This window comes from Sandarakinorhabdus sp. FBCC-B8862, from assembly GCF_059745315.1.
This window is the reverse complement of sequence record NZ_CM185574.1, coordinates 327,082-353,119: the sequence shown is the minus strand read 5'-3', so window position 1 is coordinate 353,119 and position 26,038 is coordinate 327,082. Positions and strand designations below refer to the sequence as shown.

The window sequence follows — 26,038 nt, the reverse complement described above, 5'->3', positions numbered from 1 at the left end:
CGGGCCTGATGACGGCGGACATCATCTCGCTGCACAGCGGGGAGGCCAGCCTCGTGCTCGAACGCCAGGCCGGCGCGCCGCCGCTGTGGCGGCATCTGGGCCGGCGCGTCGACCCCGCAGCACTGGCCCCGCTGGCCGCCGGCCGCATGCCCGCCACCTTCTCGCTGGATGCCGATGTGCCGCTGCAAAGCCTGCCGCCCGCTGGCCTGGGCTGGTTCGGGCCGCCGGCACTGGCGGTCAGCCAGAACGGCGCGGCGCTGGTGCCGATCTTTGATGCGGTCGCGATCAACCATGGCCCCGATGCGCTGGCCATCACCCTGGCTGATGCCGCCAATGGGCTCGAACTGGTGCAGCAGGTGCGGGTTGCAGCGGGCGGTGCCTTTGTCTTCTCCGCGCAGCTGACGAACATCGGTGGGCAGCCGCTGGCGCTCGATTGGCTGGCCAGCCTGCTGGTGCCACTGCCGGCCAGCGCGGCGCAGCTGCACTGCTGGCGCGGCCGCCACAATGCCGAACAGGTGGAATGTGCCGAACCAATGCCCCAGCAAGCCTGGCGGCGCGAAGCGCGGCGCGGCCTTACCGGCCATGGCGGGCCACCGGCCGTGCTGGTGCTGGATCGGGATGCCGGTTTCGATCAGGGCCTGGTCTTTGCCCTGCAACTGGCCTGGTCCGGAGACAGCCGCCTTTCGATCGAACGGGATGATGAAGGCGGCTGGATCCTGTCAGCCGGCGCCGTGCCGGCCGGGATCATCCTGGAACCGGGCGGCAGCTGGCAGGCGCCCGATGCCATCCTCGCCATCTCGGCCCAGGGCCGCAACGGCGCCATGCAGCAGCAGCACGCCGCCGTGCGCGACCGCATCACCTGGCCGGGCGGCCACATGCGCCCGCGCCCGGTGCACGCCAACAGCTGGGAAGCCTGTTATTTCGATCATGACGAGGAACGCATCACTGCGCTGGCCCAGGCCTGTGCCGATATCGGCATCGAACGCTTCGTGCTGGATGATGGCTGGTTCCGCGGCCGCAAGGGCGATACCGCCGGCCTGGGCGACTGGACGGCGGACCCGGCCAAATATCCGCGCGGCCTGAAACCGCTTGCGGATCGCATCATCGCCATGGGGATGGAGTTCGGCCTGTGGGTCGAACCCGAGATGATCAATCCCGACAGTGATCTTTATCGCGCCCATCCCGATTGGGCCCTGCACCTGCCCGGCCGGGACCGGCCAACCGCGCGCAACCAGCTGGTGCTCGACATGCGCCGGCCCGAAGTGCGCGACCATCTGTTCGCCATGCTCGATGCGCTGCTGCGCGATGTGCCGATCGCCTATCTGAAATGGGATCACAACCGCGATCTGGCGCCCGCAGGCGGTGCCGCGCAGGTGCTGGGCACATATGATCTGCTGGCCCGCCTGCGCCGCGCCCATCCGGCGGTGGAGATTGAAAGCTGCGGCGGCGGTGGCGGCCGCTGTGATGCCGGCATCATCGCCCACACCCACCGCTTCTGGGCCAGCGACAATCTTGATGCCGTCAGCCGCACCGCCATCCAGCGCGGCTTCCTCGCCTTTCTGCCGCCCGAAGTGATGGGATCGCACATCGGTGCCAGCCCGGCCCATGCCACCGGCCGCCGCCAGTCCCTGCGCTTCCGCGCCGCCGTCGCCATGCCCGGCCATTTCGGGATCGAACTTGATCCGCGCCGCCTTGCTGCTGACGAGCGGGCCGAACTGGCCGACTGGATCGGCTTTCACAAGCAATGGCGGCACCTGCTGCACGGCGGCCAGGTCTGGCTGGGGCAGGGGGCCGATGGCCTCATCTGGCAGGCGCAAGGGCAGGGTGATGAGTTCCTCCTCTTCGCCATTCGCACCGCACCGGCGCAGGATCGCCGGCCGCAACCGCTGCAGCTGCCCTTCCTGGCTGGCAGAGCGGCCTGCCGGCTGCAATTGCTGCGCATCGCCGGTGGCCCGCGCCGGCTGGATCAGCAGCTGCCGCCACTGTGGCACAGCCCGGTTGATTTCTCTGGCAGCTGGCTGGCCCACGCCGGCCTGCCGATGCCGCCGCTCGCAGCCGAAAGCGTGGCGATTTTCCACGGGAGACGCTCCGCGTGACACTTGCTGATCGCCCGCACCGCCGGCAGGATCTGCTCACCGGCGAATGGCGGCTGGTGTCGCCCCACCGCGCGCTTCGGCCCTGGCAGGGCGATGCTGCCCCGCCACCGCCGCCACCCGCCCCGGCGCATGATCCGGCCTGCCATCTCTGCCCCGGCAACCACCGCGCCACCGGCGAGACCAACCCGGTCTATGACGGCACATTCGTGTTCGCCAATGATTTTGCCGCCCTGCTCGATGAAGGCGGGCAAGCGCCGCCCCACCCGCTGTTCCGCTCCCAGCCAGCCCGGGGGGAGGCCAAGGTCATCTGCTTCGCCCCTGATCACGGCGCGACGCTGGCGCGGCTGCCGCAGGCGGCCATCGCCCAGGTGGTCGATTGCTGGTGCAGCCTGTCGGCCGAACTGGGCGCGCGCTGGGCGCATGTGCAATTGTTCGAAAACAAGGGCGCCATGATGGGCGCGTCCAGCCCGCACCCGCACGGGCAGGCCTGGGCCAGCGATTTCCTGCCCGAACTCGTGCAGAAGGAAGATCTGCGCCAGCGCGAATGGCTGGCGGCCAATGGCCAGAATTTGCTGGATGCGGTGGTTGCGGCCGAACTGGCGGCCGGCGAGCGGTTGGTGGAGGTGAACGCACACTGGCTGGCGGTGGTGCCATGGTGGGCGGCCTGGCCGTTTGAAACCCTGCTGGTGGCACGCACGCCGGTGGCCCGCCTGGAACAGCTTGATGGCGCGGCCCGCGCCGCGCTGGCCGCCATCCTCTCGCGCCTGCTCCGCCGCTATGACGCGCTGTTTTCCTGTGATTTTCCCTATTCCATGGGCTGGCACGGCGCGCCCCATGCCCTGGGCGATGACACGGCGCATTGGCGGCTGCACGCGCATTTCTTCCCGCCGCTGCTGCGCTCGGCCACGGTGCGCAAGCATATGGTCGGCTTCGAACTGCTGGCCGAGACGCAGCGGGACATCACGCCCGAAATGGCTGCGGCACGGCTGCGGGCGGCAGGAGGTGACGCATGAGCGTGATCGAGCGGGCACGGCAGGGCTTTGTGGCGGCCCTTGGCACCGCGCCCGATGGCGTGGTGTTCGTGCCCGGCCGGGTCAATCTGATTGGCGAGCATGTCGATTACAACGATGGCCGCGTGCTGCCGATGCCGATTTCGGTGGGCACCGCCATCGCCTGGCGTGCCACCCAGGCGCCGGAGATTGCTGCCGTCGCGCTTGATTTCGATGCTGCCATTGATCGCTTCACCCCCGGCACCGCCACCCCGCACCAGCCAGCCGATTGGCGATCCTATCTGCGCGGCATGGCGGCCGGGCTGCCGGCCCAGGGCCTCAACCCGGGCGGGGCGCAGCTGGCCATTGCCGGGTCCATCCCGCGCGGCTCTGGCCTGTCGTCTTCTGCCTCCCTGTGTGTGGCGGTGGGCCGGGCGCTGTGTGCGGCGGCCGGCATTAACGCCACGCCGCGGCAACTGGCGCTGGCGGCCCAGCAGGCCGAACATCAATGGGCCGGCGTGCGCTGCGGGATCATGGATCAGATGGCGGTGGCAGCCGGCGCCCCTGGCCATGCGCTGCTGCTCGATTGCGCCGATCTTTCCACGCGGCAGGTGCCGTTGCCTGCCGATTGGGCGGTGATGATCGTGCAATCGGGCGTGCGCCGCGGCCTAGTGGAGGGGCATTACAACCGCCGCCGCGCCGATTGCGAACAGGCTGCCGCCGCGCTGGGCCTGCCATCGCTGCGCCAGGCCAGGCTGGCGGCGCTGGCCGGTGCCGGGCTTGATCCGGTTGTGGCGCGCCGCGCCGAACATGTGATCGGCGAGATTGCCCGCGTGTCCGCCGCCGAAGCGGCCATCGCCGCCAGGGATCTGCCTGCCCTCGGCGATCTGCTGCGCGCCAGCCATGCCTCCCTGCGCGATCTGTTCGAGGTGAGCCACCCCGATGTTGACCGGCTTGTCGATGTGCTCAACGCCGCCATCGGCCCCAGCGGCGGCGCGCGTATGACCGGCGGCGGTTTTGGCGGTGCCGTGGTTGCCGTGCTGCCCAGTCCTCAGGCCGAACGGGTGCGCGCCATCGTGACACGCGATTACCGCCCACCCGATGGCGGGCCGCTGGATATCCTGCTGGAAAACGCCGGCTGAGGAGCGCTCTGACGGCAAGGCCAAAACCATCAACGAAAAAGGCCGGAACCCGAAGGTTCCGGCCTTTTCAAGATGGTGATCCCTACGGGACTCGAACCCGTGTTTTCGCCGTGAAAGGGCGACGTCCTAGACCGCTAGACGAAGGGACCAGCAGCGAGAGGCCGCCTGTTATTGGCATGGGGCCGCCGCGTCAACCAGCATTTTGCTGGAAACTGTGGAAAAATCGCCCTCCCTCAGCGGCCATCGGCAAAGGCGGCGTCGTCCAGCTCCAGTTCCACGGCGTTGCCGCCGGTCCAATCGTCGCGTTTCACTCGGCCGGCGACATGGATCGGCCGACCACGCGCGCCCTGCAAGAGGGCGCCCATCTCGCTGTCGCCCTGCCGCCAGGCCATCGCCTTGATGCGCCCGCCATCCGCGCCAGCCAGTTGCAGCCGCAGGTGATTGTCGCCCACAATCCGGCTGTCCACGATCTGGAACGGCCCGGCGGCAACGCGCGGCGCCGGCCAGCCCTGGCCATAAGGCCCAGCCGTTTCCAGCACATCCACCAGCCCGGCATTCAGCCCGCGCGGCGCCACGGCAACATCGATCGACAGGCTGCGTTCGGCCGTGGCTGCCGCCACCGCGGCCGCCATGCGATCGTTCAAAAATTCATCCAGCGCGCCAATCCGGTCGGCCGCCACCGTCAGCCCCGCCGCCATGGCATGGCCGCCCCCGGCGATCAGCAGGCCATGATCGGCAGCCGCCAGCACCGCCGCGCCCAGATCAACGCCGGTGATCGACCGGCCGGACCCCTTGGCGGTGCCATCCTCCTGAATGGCGATCACGATCGCCGGACGGCCCAGCCGCTCCTTCAGCCGGCTGGCGACAATGCCGATCACGCCGGGGTGCCAGCCTTCCCCCGCCACCAGGGTGCAGCCCGGCGCCGGTGTGGCGGTGGCCAGCGCCGCATCGGTCACCGCCTGTTCGATGGCGCGGCGTTCCTGGTTCAACTGGTCCAACCGGGCAGCAATCTCGGCGGCTTCGGCGGCATCATGGGTGGTGAGCAACCGCACGCCGAGATCGGCCTGGCCCACGCGCCCGCCGGCATTCACCCGCGGCCCCAGCGCAAAGCCCAGATCGCGGGCGACCGGCGCGCGATTGAGCCGGGCGGCATCGGCGAGCGCCGCCATGCCGATATTCTCCCGCCGCGCCATCACCTTCAGCCCCTGGGTGACAAAGGCGCGGTTGAGGCCCCGGAGCGCCGCCACATCGGCCACCGTGCCCAGCGCCACCAGATCGATCAGCGCCATCAGATTGGGTTCATCCCGGTGGGCAAACCAGCCCCTCGCGCGCAGCAGCCGGTTCAGGGCGACGGCAAGCAGAAAGGCCATGCCCACGGCCGCCAGATGGCCAAATTGCGCCGCATCGGCGGCTTCATCCAGCCGGTTGGGGTTCACCAGTGCGACCGCCGGGGGCAGGGCGGTGCTGGCCTTGTGGTGATCCACCACGATCACATCCAGTCCGGCGGCCCTGGCGGCTTCCAGCGCGGCAAAGCCTTGCGTGCCGCAATCCACCGTCACCACCAGGTCGGCGCCAGCCTGTTTCAATGCCACCAGCGCCTCCGCCGACGGGCCATAGCCTTCCAGCAGCCGGTCGGGGATATAATGGCCGACCTTGCCGCCACAGCTGCGCAGGTACCGGATCAGCACGGCGGCCGATGTGGCGCCATCCACATCATAATCGCCGTAAACAACGATCATCTCGTCCCGCGCCAGCGCCTCGGCGAGCCGCTCGGCGGCGCGGTCCATATCGGCAAAGATCGACGGATCGGGCAGCCAGTCGCGCAGTGTCGGCGCCTTCAGCCGGGCAAAATCCGCCGGTTCGCCGCCGCGCGTGCGGAACAGATGGTGCAGCAGCTCATCATCGCCCCGCCCATCCAGCCCATTCCCCGGCGGCAAGCCCCCCCGCCAGGCCCAACGCTGGCCGGTGAGGGAGGTGCTGATGCCGAAGACGGGGCGGGGGGAGTCCATGGCGTCCTTCATCCACTGTGGAACGGCCCGGCGCAAGTTGCCCCTCCGCCTCGTTCTGCTCGGCACCTCCCCAAACAAGTTTGGGGAGGAATGAGACAAGATGCTCCCCAAACTTGTTTGGGGAGGTGGCGCCCGCAGGGCGACGGAGGGGCCGTTACGGATGCCGCACGGCGCGATGTTCGCCGCTCACCCGGCGCACGGTGCCGGTGGAGGCACGCATTACGATGGTTTCGGTGGTGATCACGCCATTCTTGCGCCGCTTCACCCCCTTCAGCAGGGAGCCATCGGTGACGCCGGTGGCGGCAAAGATGCAATCGCCCTTGGCCATGTCTTCCAGGCCATAGATGCGATCAAGATCGGTGATGCCCCAGCGGCGGGCACGGCCGCGTTCATCATCGTTGCGGAACAACAGCCGCCCCTGCATCTGCCCGCCCACGCAGCGCAGCGCGGCCGCCGCCAGCACGCCTTCCGGCGCCCCGCCCGAACCCATGTAGAGATCAATGCCGGTCTCGGGATCGGTGGTGGCGATCACGCCGGCGACATCGCCATCGGGGATCAGCATGATGCCGCAGCCCAGCGCGCGCAGCTCGGCAATCAGGCTTTCGTGGCGCGGCCGGTCGAGCACGCAGACAATGATGTCAGACGGGTGCACACCCTTGGCCGCCGCCACCGCCTCGACATTCTGAGTCGGCGTCTTGTCCAGGCTGATGATGCCTTCGGGATAGCCGGGGCCAACCGCCAGCTTGTCCATATAGACATCGGGCGCATTCAACAGCCCGCCCTCTTCGGCGATGGCCAGCACGGCCAGCGCGTTGGGCCCGGCCTTGGCGGTGATGGTGGTGCCTTCCAGCGGATCGAGCGCGATATCGATGCGCGGGCCGGTGCCGATGGCCTTGCCCACCTTCTCACCGATGAACAGCATCGGCGCCTCGTCACGCTCGCCTTCGCCGATCACCACCGTGCCGTCAAAATCCAGCTGGTTCAGCGCGTTGCGCATCGCTTCCACGGCGGCGGCATCGGCGGCCTTCTCGTTGCCCCGCCCGATCAGCTTTGATGCGCCAATCGCGGCATATTCGGTGACCCGCACCATTTCGAGCACAAGCACGCGATCAAGCACATGGCTGGGAGCCGTCATTTTCTGTCCACCCCGTAATCCGAATCAATGGCGCACAGCCTTACGCCCGCCACGCCACGCGCGAAAGGCGTCAAAAATCCAGTATGTGCATCATCACCGGCTGCCCCACCACCGATGGGGAGGCGGCCATGCGGGCCAGACTGTCCACCACATCGGCTTCGCGGGCTTCGTGGGTGACCATCACCACCATGGCATCGCCGCTGCTCGACGTGCCGCGCTGCACCAGGCTTTCGATGGAAACCCCGCAATCGCGCAGCGCCGCCGTCAGCTCCGCGAGCACACCGGCGCGATCCGCCACGTTCAGGCGCAGATAATAACGCCCGCGCCGGCCGGCCGCATCGGCGCGGGGCAGGGCGGCCAGATCGGCCACCGGCATCACGAAGGGCGGGCGCACATCACCGCGCGCGATATCGACCAGATCGGCCACCACCGCGCTCGCCGTCGGCCCTTCGCCGGCACCGCGCCCCTGGAAGAACAGCCGGCCAACGAAATCGCCTTCCACCACCACGGCGTTCAGACTGCCCATCGTGGTCGCCACCGGATGCGCCATCGGCACCAGCGCCGGGTGCACGCGTTGGAACAGCCGGCCATCTTCGGCTTCCGCCAGGCCCACCAGCTTGATGCGGAAACCCAGCGCGGCGGCCTGGGCGATATCGGCGCTTTCGATGGCGCGGATGCCGGTGCAAGCCACGCCGGCAAAATCGATGCGCGCGCCAAAGGCCAGCGCCGCCAGGATCGACAATTTGTGCGCCGTGTCGATGCCATCAATGTCGAAACTCGGGTCCGCCTCGGCAAAGCCCAACGCCTGGGCATCGGCCAACACCTCGGCAAAGCCCAGGCCTTCGGCTTCCATGCGCGACAGGATATAATTGCAGGTGCCGTTCATCAGGCCATAAACGCGGGTGATCCGGTTGGCGGCGCTGCCTTCCGAAATCCCCTTGATCACCGGAATGCCGCCGGCCACCGCCGCTTCATATTTCAGCGGCAGGTCTGCCGCTTCCGCCATCTGTGCCAGTTCCAGGCCATGATGCGCCAGCATCGCCTTGTTGGCCGTCACCAGCGGCTTGGCCGCGCCCAGCGTGCGGCGGGCCAGCGTCAACGCCGGGCCATCCGATCCGCCGATCAATTCCACCACCACATCCACATCATCGCGGGTGGCGAGTTCGGCGGCATCATCCACCCAGGCGATGCCATCCAGGCTGATGCCGCGATCCCGGTTGCGATCCCGCGCGCTCACCGCCGTCACCACGATCGGCCGCCCGGCCCGCCGCGCCACCAGATCGGCGTTCTGCGCCAATATCTTCACCACGCCGGCGCCCACATTGCCCAGCCCGGCGATCCCGATGCGAAGTGCGCTTGCCATGGCTTAGCCCCCCGCCTTCACCGATGGCGTGTTCACGCCCATCGATTGCAGATATTTGCGGATATTTCGCGCCGCCTGGCGCAGCCGCTGCTCATTTTCCACCAGCGCGATGCGCACAAAGCCCTCGCCATCCTCGCCATAGCCAACGCCCGGCGCCACCGCCACGCCGGCTTCGGTGAGCAGTTGCTTGGAAAATTCCAGGCTGCCCAGATGCGCCAGCGCCGGCGGCAGCGGCGCCCAGGCAAACATGCTGGCCCGCGGCGCCGGAATTTCCCACCCGGCGCGGCCAAAGCTTTCCACCAGCACATCGCGCCGCCGGTGATAGAGCGCGCGGTTCTGCGCCACGATATCCTGCGGGCCATTCAGCGCCGCCACCGCCGCCGCCTGGATCGGCGTGAACGCGCCATAATCCAGATAGGATTTCACCCGCGTCAGTGCCGAAATCAGCGTCTTGTTGCCCACCGCAAAGCCGATGCGCCAGCCCGCCATGGAATAGGATTTCGACAATGAAGTGAACTCGATCGCCACATCCTTCGCCCCCGGCACCTGCAGGATCGACGGGGTGGGCTGGCCATCGAAATAAATCTCGGAATAAGCGAGATCCGAAAGCACCCAGATATTGTGCTTCTTCGCAAACGCCACCACCCGCTCGTAAAAGGCGAGATCGGCCACCTCGGCGGTCGGGTTGCTGGGGTATCCCATCACCAGCACGCTGGGGCGCGGCACGGTGAAGCGCACCGCCCGCTCCAGCGCTTCGAAATAACGCTCGTCAGGCGTCGTCGGCACGCTGCGGATGGTCGCGCCGGCAATGATGAAGCCAAAGGTGTGAATGGGATAAGACGGGTTGGGCGCCAGCACCACATCGCCCGGCGCGGTGATCGCCTGCGCCAGATTGGCCAGGCCTTCCTTGGAACCCAGCGTCACCACCACTTCCGTATCGGGATCAAGATCAACCCCGAACCGTCGGTCATAATAAGCCGCCTGCGCCCGCCGCAGCCCCGGAATCCCCTTCGACGCGCTGTAACCATGCGCATCCGGCTTGGCCGCCACCTCGGCCAGCTTGGCGATCACATGCGGCGGCGGCGGCAGATCGGGATTGCCCATGCCCAGGTCGATAATGTCCTCCCCGCGCGCCCGGGCGGCGGCCCGCATGGCGTTCACTTCCGCAATCACATAGGGCGGCAAGCGTTTGATGCGGTAAAATTCGTCCTGCATGGCCAGTTCCGTTGGGTTGGTGATGCTGCCTTAGGCAGTGATCGGGCAAAAGAAAAGCGGCGGAGAAACATCTTTGTTTCGCCGCCGCCGGTGAGAGGGTTTGATTCTTGCTCTATCCCTCAGGTCGGTGGCGGCGCGCCGGCGGCAGCGGCAATCGCGGCGGCAGCTGCTGCTGCGCCGGCCATGATGGCTGCAATGGTCGCCTGCTGGCGCACACGTCTCTCCACGCCGGCCCATCGCCGGCTTGGCGGCCATAACCCAAAAGGCCGGGCTTGGCAAAGCCCGCGCTTCAAGGGCACAACAGGCCATCAGGAGCGCGAAACCATGTCCGATCCCGCCGAACAGGCCCAGCAAAGCTTTCAGCAGCTCACCGATCTGATGGGCAAGGGCCAGCAGATGATGCTGGAATTCTGGACGAAGGAGCATGCCGCCCCGCCGCTGGTGCCCGATCCGCTCGGCGTCATGTCCACCTGGGCCAAGGCGTGGAGCGCCATGCTCGCCGATCCCGCCCGCCTGATGGAGCAGCATCAACGCTATCTCACCGAAGCGCTCGATCTGTGGCAGCGCTTCCTCACCCCCAATGCCGAACCGGCCCAGATCAAGGACAAGCGCTTCGCCGGGAAAGCCTGGGCCGAAAACCCCGCCTTCGATTTCCTCCGCCAATCCTACCTGCTCACCGCCAGCCACATCATGCAGGCCGCCGGCCAGTTGGATGGGCTCGACGCCGCCGAACAGGCCAAGGCGCAATTCCTCATCAAGCAGTTCATCGATGCGATGAGCCCCGCCAACTTCCTCGCCACCAATCCCGAAGTGCTGGCCAGAACCGCCGAAACCGGCGGCGCCAACCTCATCAAGGGCCTCGAACATCTGCTCGCCGATCTTTCCGCCGGCCGCATGCGGATGACCGATGAAAACGCCTTCGAAGTCGGCCGCAACGTCGCCATCACACCGGGCAAAATCGTCTTCCAGAACCGCCTGTTCCAGCTGATCCAATATGCCCCCAGCACCGAGACGGTGTTCGCCACCCCGCTGCTGATCTTCCCGCCGTGGATCAACAAATATTACATCCTCGATCTCACCGCCGAAAAAAGCTTCATTCGCTGGGCCGTCGCGCAAGGCCTCACCGTCTTCGTCGTCAGCTGGAAAAATGCCGACGAAACCCTGGCCGACGCCACCATCGACACCTATGTCGAAGAAGGCATGTTCACCGCCATCGATCTGGTCCGCCAGATCTGCGCCGTGCCCTCCGTCCACACCATCGGCTATTGCGTCGCCGGAACCACGCTCGCCGCCGCACTCGCCGTCCTCACCGCCCGCGGGCAGGCCGAAAAGGTCGCCACCGCCACCTTCTTTACCGCCCAGGTCGATTTCAGCGACGCCGGCGAACTCAAACTCTTCGTCGACGATGCCAGCCTCGACACCATCGACACACTCACCAGCGGCAAACCCGTGCTCGACGGCCGCTACATGGCCACCAGCTTCAACCTGCTGCGCTCCAACGATCTGATCTGGAACTATGTCGTCAACAACTACATGCTGGGCAAAGACTATTTCCCCTTCGACCTGCTCTACTGGAACTCCGACGCCACCAACGTCCCCGCCCGCTGGCACCGGGACTATCTCGACCAGATGTACCGCCAGAACCTGCTCGCCAAGCCCGGCGGCATGACCATCGCCGGCACCCCCGTAAACCTCGCCACCGTCACCACCCCCAGCTACATCCAGGGCGGCCGCGAAGACCATATCGCCCCGGCCCGGTCAGCCTTCAAACTCACCCACGCCTTCACCGGCGAAACCCGCTTCGTCCTCGCCGGCAGCGGGCACATCGCCGGCGTCGTCAACCCACCATCCTCCGGCAAATATCAATATTGGACCAACGACACCAAAGCCGACACCCTGGACGCCTTCATCGCCGGCGCCAAGGAAACCAAGGGCAGCTGGTGGCCCGACTGGATCGCCTGGCTCGCCCCGCGCTCTGGCAAGCAGGTGAAACCGCGCGTGCCGGGGAAGGGGGCGTACACGGCGATCGAGGATGCGCCGGGGGCGTATGTGAAGGAGCGGATTTGAGGGGGGAAGGAAATGGGGCCTCCGGCGGGCAGGGACGCAGTCCCTGCACCCGTTTGTTTTGGAGTGGCCCACTCGGCTGACGCTGTCCTTGGTTTCCACCGTGTAACAATCACGTTGATCCAAACGAATGCACCACTATGATCGCAACCGTGATTCAACGCCTGTTCCTCATGCTTGCGGCCATCCTTGTTGCGCTGCTGCCGCTTGAAACCGCGAATGCGGTCGCTGGCTGCACGCCCATGGCTGCGATGCAGGCAGATAATGGCGATTGCGGAGGCTGCGGCGACCATGAACGGCAGCCGTGCCAGATCGCTTGCCTCACCCTGTGCCAGTCCCTGCCGGCCGCCAGCGCGGTTTCGCCGGTTCCGCCCGGTATCTCGTCCGTCTCCTATGAGGCGTTGCTCGTGAGCGTCCCGCCTCTGGTGACCATCGGCCCGGAGCCGCCACCTCCGCGACTGTTCCGCTGATCGCTGCAATTCAACATCAACGGAGATTTCAACATGAAGAAGTACATCATCGCCGCAGCCGTGTTGCTTGGTTCCAGCTCCGCAGCCTTCGCCGCTGCACCGGAACAGGTTGCTCATCTGGCAATGTCCTGCTGCGACCTCGTTCTCGCTTGCTGTGATGCGGCCATGAGCTGCTGCTGACACGCAATTGAACGAAGCATGAGGGCGGGTGTCCGGTCTGAGACCGGGCACCCGCTTTTTTGTGGCAATCGCCTGTCGCAGAGATTGCAACGCGCCTGGCGCAGCCAACCTCGGACACGATCCGCCCTCCTGCTTCCCCTTGCGATGGAAGCGCGAAATCCACTATCCAGACTGCCCGGTGTCGTTGCGGACGTGGGGATTGAGCGCTGCTGCAGCAGTCGGGATCAATCGCACCGGGAAGGCTCCGGCCCGGAGTAGCTTGTCCGTCCGGGCGGCAACGGTGCGGCCGGTCTGTCCTGCGTCGCACCCGGAGCCGCTTTCCTCACCAGCGTGGCCGAGACAAGGGGCAGGTGGTGACCCGACTGGATCGTTTGGTTGATCCCACGCTCCGGCGGCTAGGTGAGAACGCGTGTGCCGGAAAAGGTGCCCTAAAAGGCCACCTAGGATGCGCCGGGGTGCATGTGAAGTAGCGAATTTAGTGGTCTATAGTGCGCAGTCGTGAAAATCAGGCAATTGGCAATGTCAAGGAATGGGGTGCAGACGCATGCATTTGACATATGCCAATATGGGCGGCTAGCATGCTTGGGAATTTTGGAGCAAAGAGTATGTCAGAAGATGGTGTTGTGGACGCAAAGAGAAGTCCAGTGTTTGCTGCGGTAGGCGGCTTGGCGCTCTTATTCGCACTCTTCTCTCCTTTAATTTTAGTGACTATGCCGCTGTTGTTGGTTGCGACTTGTGGTGTTATCAGCATTTTTCGGAAAGAAAATCCAAGATGGCTTGCTCCTGTAGTGGTGGGAGGTGCGGTATTGGTTCTGTTTTCGGCGAGTAATCAAATGTCAAACATTCGTGGAGACTCTGCTTCAAATATCTCATCAGTTGAAATTGCCGACTGGAGTTGGTCAGCAGGTCCTGACTTTGGAACTAGTGGGACAATAAAGTGGAGAGTATCTGTGAAGAACAAAACTGATCGTCCTATTGAGTCAGTAGAAATTCAGTTTTCCTCATTTGATAAAACCGGAAAACTATTGACTACGAGGTCGAGTTACGTGAATGCTATTCCGCCTAGTGGAATTAGAAACGACGAGTCATTTGCTGACTATTACGGAACCGAAGATACTGCCAATGTCTCCGTTGTTTCTGTTAGGTTTTCAGATTGATCAAAAAGTTGATCTTGCCAAGCTCAAATAGGTGCAGTTCTTGCAATCCGCCCGCACTTTACCCCACTATTGCCAATTAAGCGGGACCCCGGATCAAGTCCGGGGTGACGGGGGAAGGGGGTTGCCCTGAAACGAATGGGTGCAGGGGCTCAGCCCCTGCCCGCCGGAAGCCCCTCTTACTTGGCCGCCCCCGTATCCCGCACCGAGCGTTGGAAGAACTCCACCTTTTCCACCACCCGGCCGGAGGCGTCGCGGCGGAATTCCACTTCGTGCATCTCGCTGCCGTCGGGGGCGATGCGGCGGAAGCGGTCGGGGGCGGTGGGTTTGAGGTAGCTCAAATGCCCAGCCGGTTCGGGATCGGGGAGGGAGAGGGTGACGAGGCCGCCGTTCCAGGGGAGGATGATGGTTTCATTGTCCCACGTGCCGGTGGTGTAGCGGCCGGCATAGTCTTCCAGCGGCAGGGTGACGGGGGCGGGGGATTTGAAGCTGTGGCTGCGGCGGGCGTCGAGCAGCTTGTGCACCTGGACGGTGTCGCCCCACACTTCGTGATTGTCGGTGGTCATCACCGCCACGGCGTTTTCGCTGTCGGGCCGGATCAGGATGGTGGTGTGATAACCGGGGCAGCTGCCGTCGTGGCCGATATAATGGCCATCGTCGGCGTCTTCGTTGAAGAAGCCCAGGCCCCAGCTGCCGCCGTTCATCTTGTCGACGAACTGGATGCGCTGCATTTCCCGGAGGGTGCTGGGTTTGAGGACGCCGGGGGTGGCGGGCGCGGTTTCCTGTGCGAGCAGGCCGATCTGCCAAAGGCCGAAGCGCACCAGGTCTTCCGCGGTGCTGGTGAAGCCGGCGGCGGGGGTGATGGCCCTGGCATCAAAGCGATTGAGGAGCGTGCGGCTGCCGTCGCGCTTCAGCGGGCTCCAGCCCACCGCCATGCGGGTGCCGATCAGGGCATAGGGGTGGAAGGGCCGGGTGTCGTTGAGGCCGAGGGGCTGCAGGATGCCGCTGGTCACCAGCCCGGCATAATCGCGGCCCGCCACGGCGGCTGCGGCTTCGCCGGCCAGGGTGACGCCGATGTTGCTGTATTGATAGACGCGGCCGGCCGGATAGAGCGCGTTGTGCTGGCCCATTTCGGCCTGCAGATGTTCCCGGGTGGGGAAGGGGAAATCGGGCGGCGTCCAGTTGCCGGTGTCACTGTCCCGCTGCACGCCGGCCGAATGGGTGAGCAGGCCGCGCAGGGTGACGGGGATGGAATCGCGGCCATCGGGCTTGTGGGCGGCCCAGGGCAGATAGGTGGTGACGGGCTCATCCAGCCGCAGCCTGCCGGCCTCCCACTGCTGCATCACGGCGACCGCGGTGAACAGCTTGGAGATGGAGCAGATCGAATAGATGGTGTCGCCGCGCGCCGGCACCTTCTTCGCGGCATCGACATGGCCATAGCCCCTGGACCAGACCAGCCTGTCCTTGTGGCCAATGGCGATGCTGTAGGCCGGCCAGCGGCCATAGACCTGCGCCGCATCGGCCCAGGCATCGATCAGGCGGATGGCTTCGGCGGTGGCGGGATCGGCAGCCGGCTGTGCTCTGGCCGTGGTGGACAGCAGCGCGGCGATCAGGGCAACCCCACCGAAACGCCCCGTCGCCCCGGACTTGATCCGGGGCTTGGCTTTTCTGTTCCCGCTAAGAAAGCCGAGCCCCGTGTCGAGCACGGGGCGACGATCCAAAGAAGAGGGGAGCATCACTCCGCCGCTTCCAGCATCCGGGCCGGCGCGGTGGCGCTCGTGAGGGTCAGCTCATTGTCCACCGGGCCATCGAGCAGTTCGGCCCGGTCATATTTGTAATTGGCCGTCACCATCCACGGCGCGCGGTTGCCGGATCGGGGCAGGGCATCGGCACCGCGCTGGACATAGCCGGAGGCCAGATCCATCGCCAGCCGTTCCGGCACCACATCGGCGGCCGGGGTGGGCGTGGCAATCTCGGCGCCCTTGGCGTCCATATGGTTGATCAGCCGGCAGACATAATCGGCGATCAGATCAGACCGCAGGGTCCAGCTGGCGTTGATATAGCCAAAGCTCTGGAACATGTTGGGAATGCCGGAATACATCATGCCCTTGTAGGCCAGGCTGTCGGCGGTGCGGCGGGGGATGCCATCCACCCGCACCTGCATCCCGCCCAGCGCCTCCAGCTTCAGGCCGGTGGCGGTCACGATGATGTCGGCGGCCAGCAGTTCGCCCGACTTGAGGCGGATGCCGCCAGCCTCGAACCGCTCGATCTGGTCGGTCACAATGCTGGCGCGGCCGGCAGTGATGGCGCTGAACAGATCGGCATCGGGCACCAGGCACAGCCGCTGATCCCAGGGGTTATAGCCGGGGGTGAAATGGGTTTCGAGGTCGTAATCGGCCGGCAGCAGCTTGGCGAGCCGCTTCAGCAGCGTCTCGCGCACCTTGCCGGGGTTTTCGCGGGTCTGCTTGTAGAACCACTGGCCGAAGGTGACATTCTTCCAGCGCACGATGTCATACGCCATCTGCGCCGGCAGCACCGCCTTCAGCACATTGGCAATCGCGTCGGACGAGGGGCGGGAGACCATCCACGTCGGCGTGCGCTGCAGCATGGTGACATGGGCGGCCTGCTTGGCCATCTCCGGCACCAGCGTCACGGCGGTCGCACCCGATCCGATGATCACCACGCGCTTGCCGGCATAGTTGAGATCTTCGGGCCAGAATTGCGGGTGGATGATCTGGCCGGCGAAGTCCGCCTCACCCTCCCAGCGCGGGCGGTGGCCTTCGCCATAGTTGTAATAGCCGGAGCACATGTAGAGGAAGCGGGCGGTGAGGGTGGCCGGGCCCTGCGGCGTGTCGGCGGTCACCGTCCAGCGGGCGGTTTCGCTGTCCCACGCGGCGTCCGTCACCTTGTGGTTGAAGCGGATGTGGGGCGTGATGCCATGCTCTTCGGCCGTTTCGCGGATATAGGCACGGATCGACGGGCCGTCGGCAATCGCCTTGGCCGCCTTCCACGGCTTGAAGCGATAGCCCAGCGTGTACATGTCTGAATCAGACCGGATGCCGGGATAGCGGAACAGATCCCAGGTGCCGCCAATGGCGCCGCGCCCTTCCAGGATGGCCCAGCGCTTGGACGGGCACTGCTGCTTCAGCTGCACGGCAGCGCCAATGCCCGACAGGCCGGCCCCGACAATCAGCACATCCACATCAACGTCGGCCATGATCAACTCTCCGCTTTACGCAAACGTAAAGCGGCGGTGCCGGCGCTGCAATGGGGCAAAAGCGACAGGATCAGCGGCGCGGCGCGCCAGGGAGTGGCGGCAGCGGCCGAGGCCGGTCCTTGCGCGGCATCTGCGCCTGATAGGCCACCAGGCAATGCTCCCCGCAATAAGGGAAGCCTGGCTGCACGCCCTTGCCGCAGAAATGGAAATCCGGCTCGCCCGGATGGCCGATCGGCCACTTGCACACCTTGTCGTTGAGATCGAGCAAGGTTGTGCGGGTCTGCTTGCCGCCCTTCACCGGCTTGGCCGGCGCCTTGGCCACCACGGGGGCGGGGGCCGGCTGCGGCGCCGGGATCGGGGCCTCCGCGCGCGGCGGCGGCGGCGCGGCCGGTTCGGCGGCGCGCGGCGGCGGGGCAGGGGCGGGCGCCGGACGCGGCGCGGCCTCCTCGGCGGCGGCCTTCACCGGCGACGGCCGGCTTTCCAGCCCCAGCCGGTGCGCCTTGCCGATCACGGCGTTGCGGGTCACGCCTTCACCCAGCATCTCGGCAATCTGGGTCGCGGTCATGCCGCCTTCCCAGCCCTGCTTCAGCTTGGCGATACGCTCTTCGGTCCAGGCCATGGATTATCTTTGCCTCACAAAAGCCGCCAGCCTCTTGGCAGGGGGCACGTTCAACCGTAAGCCCCTAACCATGATGCACGCGGATAACAAGCTGCCTCCCTTCCGGGAACCCGGAGTGCCGGTGATCGCCCGGCTGAACGGGGAGGGGTTGAAGACCCTTTATCTGAAAGAGGTGCGCCGGTTTTTCAAGGTGCAGCTGCAAACGATCTGGGCCCCGGCGATGACGACGCTGCTGTTCCTGATCATCTTTGCCGTGGCACTCGGCCGCAACAACACTTTGATCCTGGGCGTGCCCTATGCCGATTTCCTTGGCCCCGGCCTGATCGTCATGGGCATGATCCAGAACAGCTTTGCCAACACCTCGTCGTCCATCCTGGTGGCCAAGGTGCAGGGCTCGATCATCGATGTGCTGATGCCGCCGCTGTCCGCCGGTGAACTCATGCTGGCCTGGGTCGGCGGTGCGCTCACCCGCGCGTGGCTGGTCGGCTTTGCGGTGTGGACGGCGATGGCGCTTGCCCCGGGCGTCGATGTGCCGATCAGGGATCCGCTGCTGGTCTTCTATTTCGGCTCAATGGGGTCGGTCCTGCTGGCGCTGCTGGGCATCCTCACCGGTGTCTGGTCCGACAAATTTGATCATGCCGCGGCCGTCACCAACTTCGTCATCCAGCCGCTCACCCTCTTGTCGGGCACCTTCTATGTCATCGATCGGGTCAACCCGCTGATGGCCACGCTCAGCCACGCCAACCCCTTCTTCTATGTCATCGATGGCTTCCGCTCCGGCTTCATCGGGAACAGCGATGGGCTGCTGCTGCAGGGGGCGCTGGTGCTGGCGCTGGTGAATGCCGTGCTGTGGGTGGTTTGTTACAAAGTGGTGAAATCAGGCTGGAAATTGCGCGCCTGACCGGTTCGGCATGCGGCAACGACGTATTTGCAGCCTGCACAACAAGCGACTAACCGTGCGACGCATTTTGGCGCGGGGGATTTCCGCCGCGACAACGTAGGTCTGGGCAGACATGATCATGATCACCACTCACCCATTTGGCCGCCTGGCCGGCCTTGGCGCGGCTTCCCTGTTGCTGTTTGCCTGCAGCAGCAGCGGCGGCGACGACAAGGCCGGCCCCGGCGCTGGCATGAAGCGCCCGCCGCAACTGGTCGCCGCGCAGACGGCCAGCATGGAAGAATTCGCCCCCACGCTGATCGCGCTGGGCACCGTCACCCCAAGCCAGAGCGTTGCCGTGCGCCCGCGCGCCGATGGCGAGATCATCGGCATCGCCTTCAAGGAAGGGGACAATGTTCGCGCCGGCCAGGTGCTGTTCCGCCTTGATCCGCGCCAGGCCCGCGCTGCCGTTGCCCAGGCCGAAGCCGAGGTGAAGGGCGCGATTGCCGCCGAACGCCGCGCCCGCCTTGATTATGAACGGGCCGAGGCGCTGGTCGGCAAGGGCTTTGTGTCCACGGCCGCCCGCGATCTGGCCCGCGCCAATGCCTATTCGGCGCGCAGCAACATCGAAACCACCCAGGCCATTCTCGATTCCGCCAAGGTGCAGCTGTCGTTCCTCACCGTCACTGCGCCGATTTCCGGCCGCACCGGCGAACTCGGCTTCCGCCTTGGCGCCAATGTCCGGCAGGGCGATGCGACGGCACTGGTCACCATCAACCAGCTGTCGCCCATCCATGTCCGCTTCCTGGTGCCGGCTGCCAATGTCCAGCAGGCCCGCAGCCTGTTGGCGAGTGGGGGCGGCAAGGTGGTGGCCCGCGATCCGCAAAGCGGCAGCGAAATCGCCAGAGGCCGCCTCGTCTTCCTCGACAACAATGTCGATCCCGGCAACGGCGGCGTCGCGGCCCGCGCCGAATTCCGCAACGAAGGCGATGTGCTGTGGCCGGGCGCCGTCGTGAACGTCGAATTCCCGCTGGGCCAGCCCCGCCCGCACATCGCCCTGCCCGAAGGCGCCGTGCAGACCGGCCGCGATGCCCCGTTCGTCTGGTCGGTCAGCGCCGGCGGCCCAGGCGGCAAGGGCGCCGGCGGCAAGGGGCCGGGCGGCAAGGTCAAGATGCGTGACGTCGTCGTGGCCGGCCGCATGGGCGGCAAGGTCTATCTTGCCAGCGGTGTGCAGCCCGGCGAGCAGATCGTGGTTGATGCGCTCGCCCGGTTGAAGGATGGCGATGCGGTGCGGCTCAAGGGCCCGGGCAAGCCGCAGATGGCCGCCCAGCCGCCCGCCGCCACCGGGAGCGCCGGCTGATGGGCTTTGTCCGCCTCTGCGTCGAACGGCCGATCGCCACCATCCTTCTCACGCTGGCGGTGGTGTTCGGCGGCTTCTTCGGATACCGCCAACTGGCCGTTTCGGCCCTGCCAGAGGTGGACCTGCCCACCATCCAGATCGAGGCCAGCCTGCCCGGCGCCAACCCCGGCACCATGGCAGCATCGGTCGCAACGCCCATCGAACGCCAGCTTTCGACCATCGCCGGCATCGAGCAGGTGATTTCCACCAGCAACACCGGCAGCACCCAGATCACCGTGCAGTTCGCGCTGGATCGTGACATTGATTCGGCCGCGCTTGATGTCCAGTCCGTGCTGTCGGCCGTCACCCGCCGGCTGCCGCCCGAAATGCCGAGCCCGCCCAGCTTCCGCAAGATCAACCCGGCCGACCAGCCGGTGCTGATCCTGTCCGTGCGCGACAAGACACGGGCGATGAACGAGCTGCAGACCCTGGTTGACACGCTGATGATCCCGCGTCTGTCCACCCTGCCGGGCGCCGGCCAGGTGCAGACCTTCGGGGATCGGCGCTTTGCCATCCGCATCCAGTTCAGCCCGCAGGCGCTCGCCGCCCGCAACCTCACCGTCGATGATCTCAGGCAGGCGGTGGCGGCGGCCAACAGCAACATCGCGGTGGGCAGCATCACCGGCGGCCCGCGCAACTTCACGCTCGATGCTTCCGGCAACATGGAAAAGCCGGCCGATTTCGCCAACATCATCATCGCCACCCGCGATGGCCTGCCGGTGCGCGTCGGCGATGTCGCCAGCGTCATCAGCAGCTATGAACGGCTGCGCGGCGGCACCAAGTTCAATGGCGAACAGGCGCTCACCATCGCGGTGTCGCGCCAGCCCGGCGCCAATGTGGTGAAGCTGGTGGACAGCGTGCGCGCCGTGATGCCCGCCATCATCGAAGCCATGCCGCCATCTGTCACCATCGCAGAGATCGTCGACCGTTCGGAAAGCGTGCGCGAAAGCGTCTTCGATGCCCAGATCACCCTTGTTGGCACCGCGCTGCTGGTGGTGTTCGTGATCTATCTGGTGCTGGGCGACGGCCGCGCCACCACCATCCCGGCCATCGTGCTGCCGGTGGCAGCCATCGGCACCTTTGCCGGCATGTATTTCTTCGGCTTCAACCTCGACAATCTCTCGCTGCTGGCGCTCACGCTGGCCACCGGCTTCGTCGTCGATGATGCCATCGTCGTCCTCGAAAACATCGTCCGCCACACCGAAGATGGCGAGGACCCGCGCAGCGCCGCCGTCACCGGCGCCAACGAAATCGCTTTCACCGTGCTGTCCATCTCGGTCAGCCTGGTCGCCGTGTTCATTCCGCTGTTGTTCATGGGCGGCATCATCGGCCGGCTGTTCTTCGAATTCGCCGTCACCATGACGATCGCCATCGGCGTTTCGGCCGTGCTGTCGCTCACCCTCATCCCGATGATCGCGGCGCGGCTGTTGAAATCCGGCCACCATGAACCCGGCCGCCTGGCGCGCATCACCACCGCCGCCTTCGCCCGGTTGACCAGCCGCTATCTGAAGGGCCTCGACTGGACGCTGCAGCACCGCAAGGTGGTCGGCGTGCTCACGGTCGTTTCTGTCGGCGTCGCCATCTGGGGCTTCATCGCGGTGCCCAAGGGCTTTTTCCCCACTGAAGACACCGGCTCCATCTTCTTCGGCACCGAAGGCGCGCCCGATATCGGCTTCAGCGAAATGCAGAAGAAGCAGGATATTGTCGCCGCCATCGTCCGCAAGGATCCGGCGGTGGAACGGGTCAACTCCATCCTGGGCGGGGAGGCCAATCGTGGCCGCATGTTCGCCCCGCTGAAGCCGCGCGGCGAGCGGGACAGCATCGAGGCGGTGCAGGCCCGGCTGCGCAAGGCGGTCAGCCAGGTCCCCGGCTTCTCGGCCTTCCCCAACGTGCCGCAAAATCTCAATCTCGGCGGCCGGCCCAGCCCGACCAATTATCAATACACCATCTCGGCGGTGGACAAGGAAGCGCTCTACGGCTTCGCGCCCAAGCTGGAACAGGCGATGCGCGCCATTCCCGGCATGGTCGATGTGAACAGCGATTATCAGCGTGGTGGCCGCCAGGCCTTTGTGGAAGTGGACCGCGATGCCGCCGCCCGCCTGGGCGTGCCGGTCGATTCCGTCCGCCGCGTGCTGCTGGCCGCCTATGGCAACCAGCAGATCAGCCGCATCTACACCGATGCCGATGATTATCAGGTCATCATGGAGATCGATCCGGCAGCCCAGATGAACCCGGATGCCATCGGCCTGCTCACCGTGCGCGGCAGCAGCGGTGTCCTGGTGCCGCTGTCCAGCGTCACCAACATCCGGGTCGAAGGCGCGCCGCTCACCATCTCGCACCAGAGCCAGCTGCCCGCTGTCACCATCAGCTTCAACCTTGCCCCCGGCATCGCGCTGAGCCAGGTCAAGCCGCTCATTGAAAAGGCCTCGGCCGAGATCGGTACGCCGATGGGCGTTTCGGGCGCTCTGGGCGGCAATGCCCAGCAGTTCGAAGCCAGCACCAAATCCATGCCGATCCTGTTCCTGGCGGCGATCATCGTCATCTACATCGTGCTGGGCGTGCTCTATGAAAGCTTCGTCCACCCGATCACCATCCTGTCGGGCCTGCCGGCGGCCGGCATCGGTGCAGTGGCCTTCCTGTGGCTGTTCGACATGCCGCTGGATGTGATCGGCATCATCGGCGTCGTGCTGCTGATCGGCATCGTGAAGAAAAACGCCATCATGATGATCGATTTTGCTCTCGCCGGGCAGCGCGAGCATGGCTGGACGCCGGCACACGCCATCCGCGAAGCCGCCGAAAAGCGCTTCCGCCCGATCATGATGACCACCTTTGCCGCCATGGCCGGCGCGGCGCCGCTGGCCTTTGGCCTGGGTGCCGGCGCCGAACTGCGCCAGCCGCTCGGCATCGCCGTCCTGGGCGGCCTGGTTGTCTCCCAGGTGCTCACCCTGTTCATCACGCCGGTCGTCTATCTCGGCATCGAAAGCGTCATGCAGTGGGTGCGCGTCCGCCGCGGCGCGGCCGAAATCAAGGAACTGCCCGGCGCGGCCGCCTTCCGGCCGGAAGCCGCCGAATAACCTATCGGAACGGGCTGCTGAAGCGGCTGTCTGCCGCCAGATTGCTGTCGGTCAGGGTTTCCATGAACGCCACCAGCGCGGCCTTGTCGGCCGCGCTCAGGTTCAGCCGCTGCGGCGCACCGCCGGGGCCGCGCAACCTGTTGTCCAGCGCCGGGCCGGCCTGCACCCCGCTGTTGTAGAATTCCACCACCTCGGCCAGCGTCGCGAAGCGGCCATCGTGCATGAACGCGCGCGACAGGCCGACGCTCTTGAGGCTGGGGGATTTGAACACGCGGGTTTCGCCGGCATCGAGGCCATTGCTCTGCGAATTGGCCGCCAGCGCAAAGGTGGGCGGCACGTGGCAGGCCGAACAGCCTGCGCCGCCACCACCTTGGCCAGTCATGAACAATTGCCGGCCCCGATTCTCCTGATCGGAAAAGCCGGCCAGCGTCGCATTCAGATTGCGGTTGGGCGCGGTGGCGCTGAACACCGCGGCATAGGCCGTGTCCCACCGGCTGCTGCTGCTGATCATCGCGCGTTCGAACTGGGCCAGCGCCTGCGTCAGCCGCGCTTCGGTCACGGTCGGGCTGCCAAAGGCGAAGGTGAACAGCTCCTGGTAATAGGCGATGCCCTGCAGCCGGGCGATCAGGGCGTTGATGCCACCCGCCGCGCTGTCCCAGCCCATTTCGATGGGGTTGATGATCGGCTGGCTGGCCTGCGCCTCCACCGATGCGGCGCGGCGGTCCCAGAACATCGTGCCCGGCCGCCAATAGCGGATATTGGCCAGCCGCATTGCGTGGGCAGATGTGAAGGCCGTGCCGGAAAAACCGGTGGAAAAACGGTTGGGATCATCAAAGCTGTTGGCCTGACGATGGCAGGACGCGCAGGAAATGCTGCCATTCACGCTCAACTGCCGGTCATAGAACAACACCCGGCCCAGCATGGCGATGCGGTTGTTGAGGGCATTTTCGGCCGGCGTGTTGTCCAGCGCGGTCACCGTCGCATCATAATAGGCCGGCAGGTTGGCCGGCGCGTAATCGACCAGATTGGCGAAATCCAGCGCCAGCACCGCCGACACGCTGGCCGGGGTGGCCACGGTCGGCGTGGGGGTTGGCGTTGGGGTGGGGGTGGGCGTTGGCGTCACCACCGCGGTCGCGCTGCTGGTGCTGCTGCCACCTGATCCGCCGCAGCCGGCCAGCGCCATCGCCATGGCCATCGCGCTTGCCGCCGTCAGATGTTTCATCAGCCCTCTCCCTTGCAGATATTACGTTTCCATGAATCGCTTTCCCCTGAAACTATTTTCGCCAGCCCTGCCGCTTGCGGCAGGCTTGCGCGCCCGCCGCACCGGCGTAACCTGCCCGCAAAGGAGCCACCGCCATGCCCACCGCCGCCGATCATCTCGCCCGCTGGCAGCACTATGTGAAAAACCCCGATCACCAGGCTCTGTGGGACATGCTGCACCCCGATGCCGTGTTCGAAAGCCCGGTGGTCCACACCCCACAGCGCGGCCGTGAGATCGTGTTCAAGTATCTCGCCAGCGCCGACAAGGTGCTGGGCGGGGAGGGGTTCCGCTACACCGGCCAATGGCTGAACGACACGAGCGCGATCATCGAATTTGAAAATGTCATCAACGGCATCAAGGTGAACGGCATCGACATGATCAGCTGGAACGATGCTGGCCAGATCGTGCATTTCAAGGTGATGGTCCGCCCGCTGAAGGCCATCCAGATGGTGCACCAGATGATGGGCGAGATGCTCCAGAAAATGGCCAGCCAACCCGCCTAGATCCTCCCCAAACTTGTTTGGGGAGGTGGCGCGCAGCGCCGGAGGGGCAATCCCGCGACAGCGTGTCAACAGGCCAGTCCCGCCCCGGCTCTGCTATTCGCCCCTGCCATGCGCCGATTGCTCCTCCTCGCCTTGCCGCTCGCCGCCTGCGCGCCGGAACTGCCGCCCGAACAACTGGCCGCCCGCCGCGCCGAAGCCCTGATGGCCCGCGCCGGCCATGCGGGCACCACGCTGCTGGCCCCCATCGCCGGCCTCGACGCGAACGGCCAGCCGGGCGTCTGTGGCCTCATCGAAACCCGTGCCGGCCCGGTGCGCGCTGTGGTTGAACTGGCCACCGGCACCGTCCGCACCGGTTCACCGGCCAGCCAAGGCGTCAGCCGCCAGGATCTGGGCGAAGCCCGCTATTGCGACGACGTGGCCCGCGCCCGTTGGGACCGCATGAAAACCGCCGACCCCGTCGGCCTGATTGCCCGGCTGGGGGTTTAGGCCGAATAGCGCGGCGGCCGCTTCTCGAGGAACGCGGCCAGGCCTTCCTTGAAGTCATCACTCGCCGCCGCCATCAGCTGGTTGCGGTTTTCCATCGCAATGGCGGCCTCAAGGCTGGGTGCGTCGATGGCAAAACCCAGGCCTTCTTTCGTCATCCTGAGGCCAATCGGGGAGGTGGCCAGCATTTCGGCCACCAGCGCCTCGCCCGCGGCCACCAGATCCTGATCTGCGGTCACCTGGCTGACCAATCCGGTCACCAAAGCGCGGTTTGCGTCCACGAAACGCCCGGTCATCATCAGTTCGGCAGCCAGGCTGGCACCGACCAGACGCGGCAGGAAATAGGAGACACCCATGTCGCAGCTGGTCAGCCCCAGCTTGATGAAGGCGGCGTTCATCCGCGCCGACTGCCCGGCGATGCGGATGTCGCTGGCCAGCGCAAAGGCAAAGCCGCCACCACAGGCCGGCCCGTGCACCAGGCTGACAATCGGCTGGGGGCAGCGGCGCATCTTCACATAGACATCCGCCAGCCAGCCCTGAAAGCCAAAACCGCCACCAAAGGGCGCGATTTCAGAGCCTTGCGCCTTGATATCCAGCCCCGCACAAAAAGCCCGGCCGGCGCCCTTCATCACGACAATGCGGGTATCAGCGGCATGAAACAGCCGGCCGAAATAATCCGAAAGTTCGGCCACCATCTGGTTGTTGATGCTGTTCAGCTGCTCGGGCCGGTTCAGCGTCAACCAATCGACCGCGCCCTTCTTCTCGACCTGGATTGTCTCGTATGTCAT

General features: G+C 65.9%; 21 protein-coding genes and 1 tRNA gene. 12 read left to right on the top strand and 10 right to left on the bottom strand.

The window, feature by feature from the left end; translation table 11 throughout:
• The first annotated feature begins 8 nt into the window (after positions 1-8).
• From AC6BOR_RS01745 to galK, 3 genes are read left to right on the top strand one after another with little or no spacing between them, the layout of a single operon-like run.
• Positions 9-2,096, top strand: coding sequence for an alpha-galactosidase (locus tag AC6BOR_RS01745; protein ID WP_498059513.1), 2,088 nt, complete (start codon positions 9-11; stop codon positions 2,094-2,096).
• Positions 2,093-3,109, top strand: coding sequence for a UDP-glucose--hexose-1-phosphate uridylyltransferase (locus AC6BOR_RS01740; RefSeq protein ID WP_498059512.1), 1,017 nt, complete (start codon positions 2,093-2,095; stop codon positions 3,107-3,109). The genes AC6BOR_RS01745 and AC6BOR_RS01740 overlap by 4 nt, the downstream gene beginning before the upstream one ends.
• Positions 3,106-4,227: a galactokinase gene (gene galK / locus AC6BOR_RS01735; RefSeq protein WP_498059511.1), complete on the top strand. Its 1,122-nt coding sequence runs from the start codon at positions 3,106-3,108 to the stop codon at positions 4,225-4,227. Before AC6BOR_RS01740 ends, galK begins: the two co-directional genes overlap by 4 nt.
• Before the next feature lie 73 nt (positions 4,228-4,300).
• Here galK and AC6BOR_RS01730 read toward each other — a convergent pair.
• From AC6BOR_RS01730 to AC6BOR_RS01710, 5 genes are all read right to left on the bottom strand, one after another.
• A tRNA-Glu gene (locus AC6BOR_RS01730) sits at positions 4,301-4,376 on the bottom strand.
• Positions 4,377-4,460: 84 nt separating this feature from the next.
• Entirely contained in the window at positions 4,461-6,236 is a 1,776-nt protein-coding gene (gene recJ / locus AC6BOR_RS01725; RefSeq protein ID WP_498059510.1) for a single-stranded-DNA-specific exonuclease RecJ, read from the bottom strand.
• Between the two features lie 154 nt (positions 6,237-6,390).
• Complete coding sequence (glpX, locus tag AC6BOR_RS01720; protein WP_498059509.1) at positions 6,391-7,371, bottom strand: class II fructose-bisphosphatase; 981 nt, start codon at positions 7,369-7,371, stop codon at positions 6,391-6,393.
• 70 nt (positions 7,372-7,441) lie between these two features.
• A complete protein-coding gene (locus AC6BOR_RS01715) occupies positions 7,442-8,734 on the bottom strand; it encodes a homoserine dehydrogenase (protein ID WP_498059508.1) in 1,293 nt (430 codons plus the stop codon).
• A gap of 3 nt (positions 8,735-8,737) precedes the next feature.
• On the bottom strand, positions 8,738-9,949 hold the full coding sequence (locus AC6BOR_RS01710; RefSeq protein ID WP_086116331.1) for an LL-diaminopimelate aminotransferase: 1,212 nt from the start codon (positions 9,947-9,949) through the stop codon (positions 8,738-8,740).
• Positions 9,950-10,273: 324 nt separating this feature from the next.
• Here AC6BOR_RS01710 and AC6BOR_RS01705 point away from each other — a divergent pair, with 324 nt between their 5' ends.
• The 4 genes from AC6BOR_RS01705 to AC6BOR_RS01690 all read left to right on the top strand — a co-directional run bounded on the left by AC6BOR_RS01705 (position 10,274) and on the right by AC6BOR_RS01690 (position 13,820).
• Positions 10,274-12,016, top strand: a complete 1,743-nt coding sequence (locus AC6BOR_RS01705) for a PHA/PHB synthase family protein (RefSeq protein WP_498059507.1) — start codon at positions 10,274-10,276, stop codon at positions 12,014-12,016.
• Positions 12,017-12,153: 137 nt separating this feature from the next.
• Positions 12,154-12,483, top strand: a complete 330-nt coding sequence (locus AC6BOR_RS01700) for a hypothetical protein (RefSeq protein WP_498059506.1) — start codon at positions 12,154-12,156, stop codon at positions 12,481-12,483.
• A gap of 33 nt (positions 12,484-12,516) precedes the next feature.
• A complete protein-coding gene (locus AC6BOR_RS01695) occupies positions 12,517-12,663 on the top strand; it encodes a hypothetical protein (RefSeq protein WP_498059505.1) in 147 nt (48 codons plus the stop codon).
• Between the two features lie 578 nt (positions 12,664-13,241).
• Positions 13,242-13,820, top strand: a complete 579-nt coding sequence (locus AC6BOR_RS01690) for an FxLYD domain-containing protein (protein WP_498059504.1) — start codon at positions 13,242-13,244, stop codon at positions 13,818-13,820.
• 176 nt (positions 13,821-13,996) lie between these two features.
• Here the strand turns inward: AC6BOR_RS01690 and AC6BOR_RS01685 are convergent, their stop codons facing one another.
• The 3 genes from AC6BOR_RS01685 to AC6BOR_RS01675 all read right to left on the bottom strand — a co-directional run bounded on the left by AC6BOR_RS01685 (position 13,997) and on the right by AC6BOR_RS01675 (position 17,653).
• A complete protein-coding gene (locus AC6BOR_RS01685; RefSeq protein ID WP_498059503.1) occupies positions 13,997-15,538 on the bottom strand; it encodes a serine hydrolase domain-containing protein in 1,542 nt (513 codons plus the stop codon).
• A 14-nt stretch (positions 15,539-15,552) separates the two neighbouring features.
• Complete coding sequence (locus tag AC6BOR_RS01680) at positions 15,553-17,034, bottom strand: flavin-containing monooxygenase (protein ID WP_498059502.1); 1,482 nt, start codon at positions 17,032-17,034, stop codon at positions 15,553-15,555.
• A gap of 70 nt (positions 17,035-17,104) precedes the next feature.
• Positions 17,105-17,653, bottom strand: a complete 549-nt coding sequence (locus tag AC6BOR_RS01675; RefSeq protein ID WP_498059501.1) for a GcrA family cell cycle regulator — start codon at positions 17,651-17,653, stop codon at positions 17,105-17,107.
• 70 nt (positions 17,654-17,723) lie between these two features.
• Between AC6BOR_RS01675 and AC6BOR_RS01670 the strand changes: the two genes are divergently transcribed.
• From AC6BOR_RS01670 to AC6BOR_RS01660, 3 genes are all read left to right on the top strand, one after another.
• A complete protein-coding gene (locus tag AC6BOR_RS01670; protein WP_498059500.1) occupies positions 17,724-18,554 on the top strand; it encodes an ABC transporter permease in 831 nt (276 codons plus the stop codon).
• A 112-nt stretch (positions 18,555-18,666) separates the two neighbouring features.
• Positions 18,667-19,890, top strand: coding sequence for an efflux RND transporter periplasmic adaptor subunit (locus AC6BOR_RS01665; RefSeq protein WP_498059499.1), 1,224 nt, complete (start codon positions 18,667-18,669; stop codon positions 19,888-19,890).
• Positions 19,890-23,003 (top strand): efflux RND transporter permease subunit, encoded by a 3,114-nt coding sequence (locus AC6BOR_RS01660; protein ID WP_498059498.1) that lies wholly within the window; start codon positions 19,890-19,892, stop codon positions 23,001-23,003. Before AC6BOR_RS01665 ends, AC6BOR_RS01660 begins: the two co-directional genes overlap by 1 nt.
• A gap of 1 nt (position 23,004) precedes the next feature.
• On the opposite strand, the gene AC6BOR_RS01655 is transcribed toward AC6BOR_RS01660, so the two are convergent.
• On the bottom strand, positions 23,005-24,225 hold the full coding sequence (locus AC6BOR_RS01655; protein ID WP_498059497.1) for a cytochrome-c peroxidase: 1,221 nt from the start codon (positions 24,223-24,225) through the stop codon (positions 23,005-23,007).
• 134 nt (positions 24,226-24,359) lie between these two features.
• Between AC6BOR_RS01655 and AC6BOR_RS01650 the strand changes: the two genes are divergently transcribed.
• The gene (locus AC6BOR_RS01650; protein WP_086116322.1) at positions 24,360-24,767 is read left to right on the top strand and encodes a nuclear transport factor 2 family protein; all 408 of its coding nucleotides are present in this window, start codon (positions 24,360-24,362) and stop codon (positions 24,765-24,767) included.
• 108 nt (positions 24,768-24,875) lie between these two features.
• A complete protein-coding gene (locus tag AC6BOR_RS01645; RefSeq protein WP_498059496.1) occupies positions 24,876-25,253 on the top strand; it encodes a hypothetical protein in 378 nt (125 codons plus the stop codon).
• Here AC6BOR_RS01645 and AC6BOR_RS01640 read toward each other — a convergent pair.
• Positions 25,250-26,038, bottom strand: a complete 789-nt coding sequence (locus tag AC6BOR_RS01640) for an enoyl-CoA hydratase/isomerase family protein (protein ID WP_498059495.1) — start codon at positions 26,036-26,038, stop codon at positions 25,250-25,252. The two genes, AC6BOR_RS01645 and AC6BOR_RS01640, sit on opposite strands and share 4 nt — an antisense overlap.

Bases quoted from the DNA above. Each gene is read 5' to 3' on its own strand.
- AC6BOR_RS01745 (WP_498059513.1), top strand. From the start codon at position 9: ATGACGGCGGACATCATCTCGCTGCACAGCGGGGAGGCCAGCCTCGTG.
- galK (WP_498059511.1), top strand. From the start codon at position 3,106: ATGAGCGTGATCGAGCGGGCACGGCAGGGCTTTGTGGCGGCCCTTGGC.
- recJ (WP_498059510.1), bottom strand. From the start codon at position 6,236: ATGGACTCCCCCCGCCCCGTCTTCGGCATCAGCACCTCCCTCACCGGC.
- glpX (WP_498059509.1), bottom strand. From the start codon at position 7,371: ATGACGGCTCCCAGCCATGTGCTTGATCGCGTGCTTGTGCTCGAAATG.
- AC6BOR_RS01715 (WP_498059508.1), bottom strand. From the start codon at position 8,734: ATGGCAAGCGCACTTCGCATCGGGATCGCCGGGCTGGGCAATGTGGGC.
- AC6BOR_RS01710 (WP_086116331.1), bottom strand. From the start codon at position 9,949: ATGCAGGACGAATTTTACCGCATCAAACGCTTGCCGCCCTATGTGATT.
- AC6BOR_RS01705 (WP_498059507.1), top strand. From the start codon at position 10,274: ATGTCCGATCCCGCCGAACAGGCCCAGCAAAGCTTTCAGCAGCTCACC.
- AC6BOR_RS01700 (WP_498059506.1), top strand. From the start codon at position 12,154: ATGATCGCAACCGTGATTCAACGCCTGTTCCTCATGCTTGCGGCCATC.
- AC6BOR_RS01695 (WP_498059505.1), top strand. From the start codon at position 12,517: ATGAAGAAGTACATCATCGCCGCAGCCGTGTTGCTTGGTTCCAGCTCC.
- AC6BOR_RS01690 (WP_498059504.1), top strand. From the start codon at position 13,242: ATGCTTGGGAATTTTGGAGCAAAGAGTATGTCAGAAGATGGTGTTGTG.
- AC6BOR_RS01680 (WP_498059502.1), bottom strand. From the start codon at position 17,034: ATGGCCGACGTTGATGTGGATGTGCTGATTGTCGGGGCCGGCCTGTCG.
- AC6BOR_RS01675 (WP_498059501.1), bottom strand. From the start codon at position 17,653: ATGGCCTGGACCGAAGAGCGTATCGCCAAGCTGAAGCAGGGCTGGGAA.
- AC6BOR_RS01670 (WP_498059500.1), top strand. From the start codon at position 17,724: ATGATGCACGCGGATAACAAGCTGCCTCCCTTCCGGGAACCCGGAGTG.
- AC6BOR_RS01665 (WP_498059499.1), top strand. From the start codon at position 18,667: ATGATCATGATCACCACTCACCCATTTGGCCGCCTGGCCGGCCTTGGC.
- AC6BOR_RS01660 (WP_498059498.1), top strand. From the start codon at position 19,890: ATGGGCTTTGTCCGCCTCTGCGTCGAACGGCCGATCGCCACCATCCTT.
- AC6BOR_RS01655 (WP_498059497.1), bottom strand. From the start codon at position 24,225: ATGAAACATCTGACGGCGGCAAGCGCGATGGCCATGGCGATGGCGCTG.
- AC6BOR_RS01650 (WP_086116322.1), top strand. From the start codon at position 24,360: ATGCCCACCGCCGCCGATCATCTCGCCCGCTGGCAGCACTATGTGAAA.
- AC6BOR_RS01645 (WP_498059496.1), top strand. From the start codon at position 24,876: ATGCGCCGATTGCTCCTCCTCGCCTTGCCGCTCGCCGCCTGCGCGCCG.
- AC6BOR_RS01640 (WP_498059495.1), bottom strand. From the start codon at position 26,038: ATGACATACGAGACAATCCAGGTCGAGAAGAAGGGCGCGGTCGATTGG.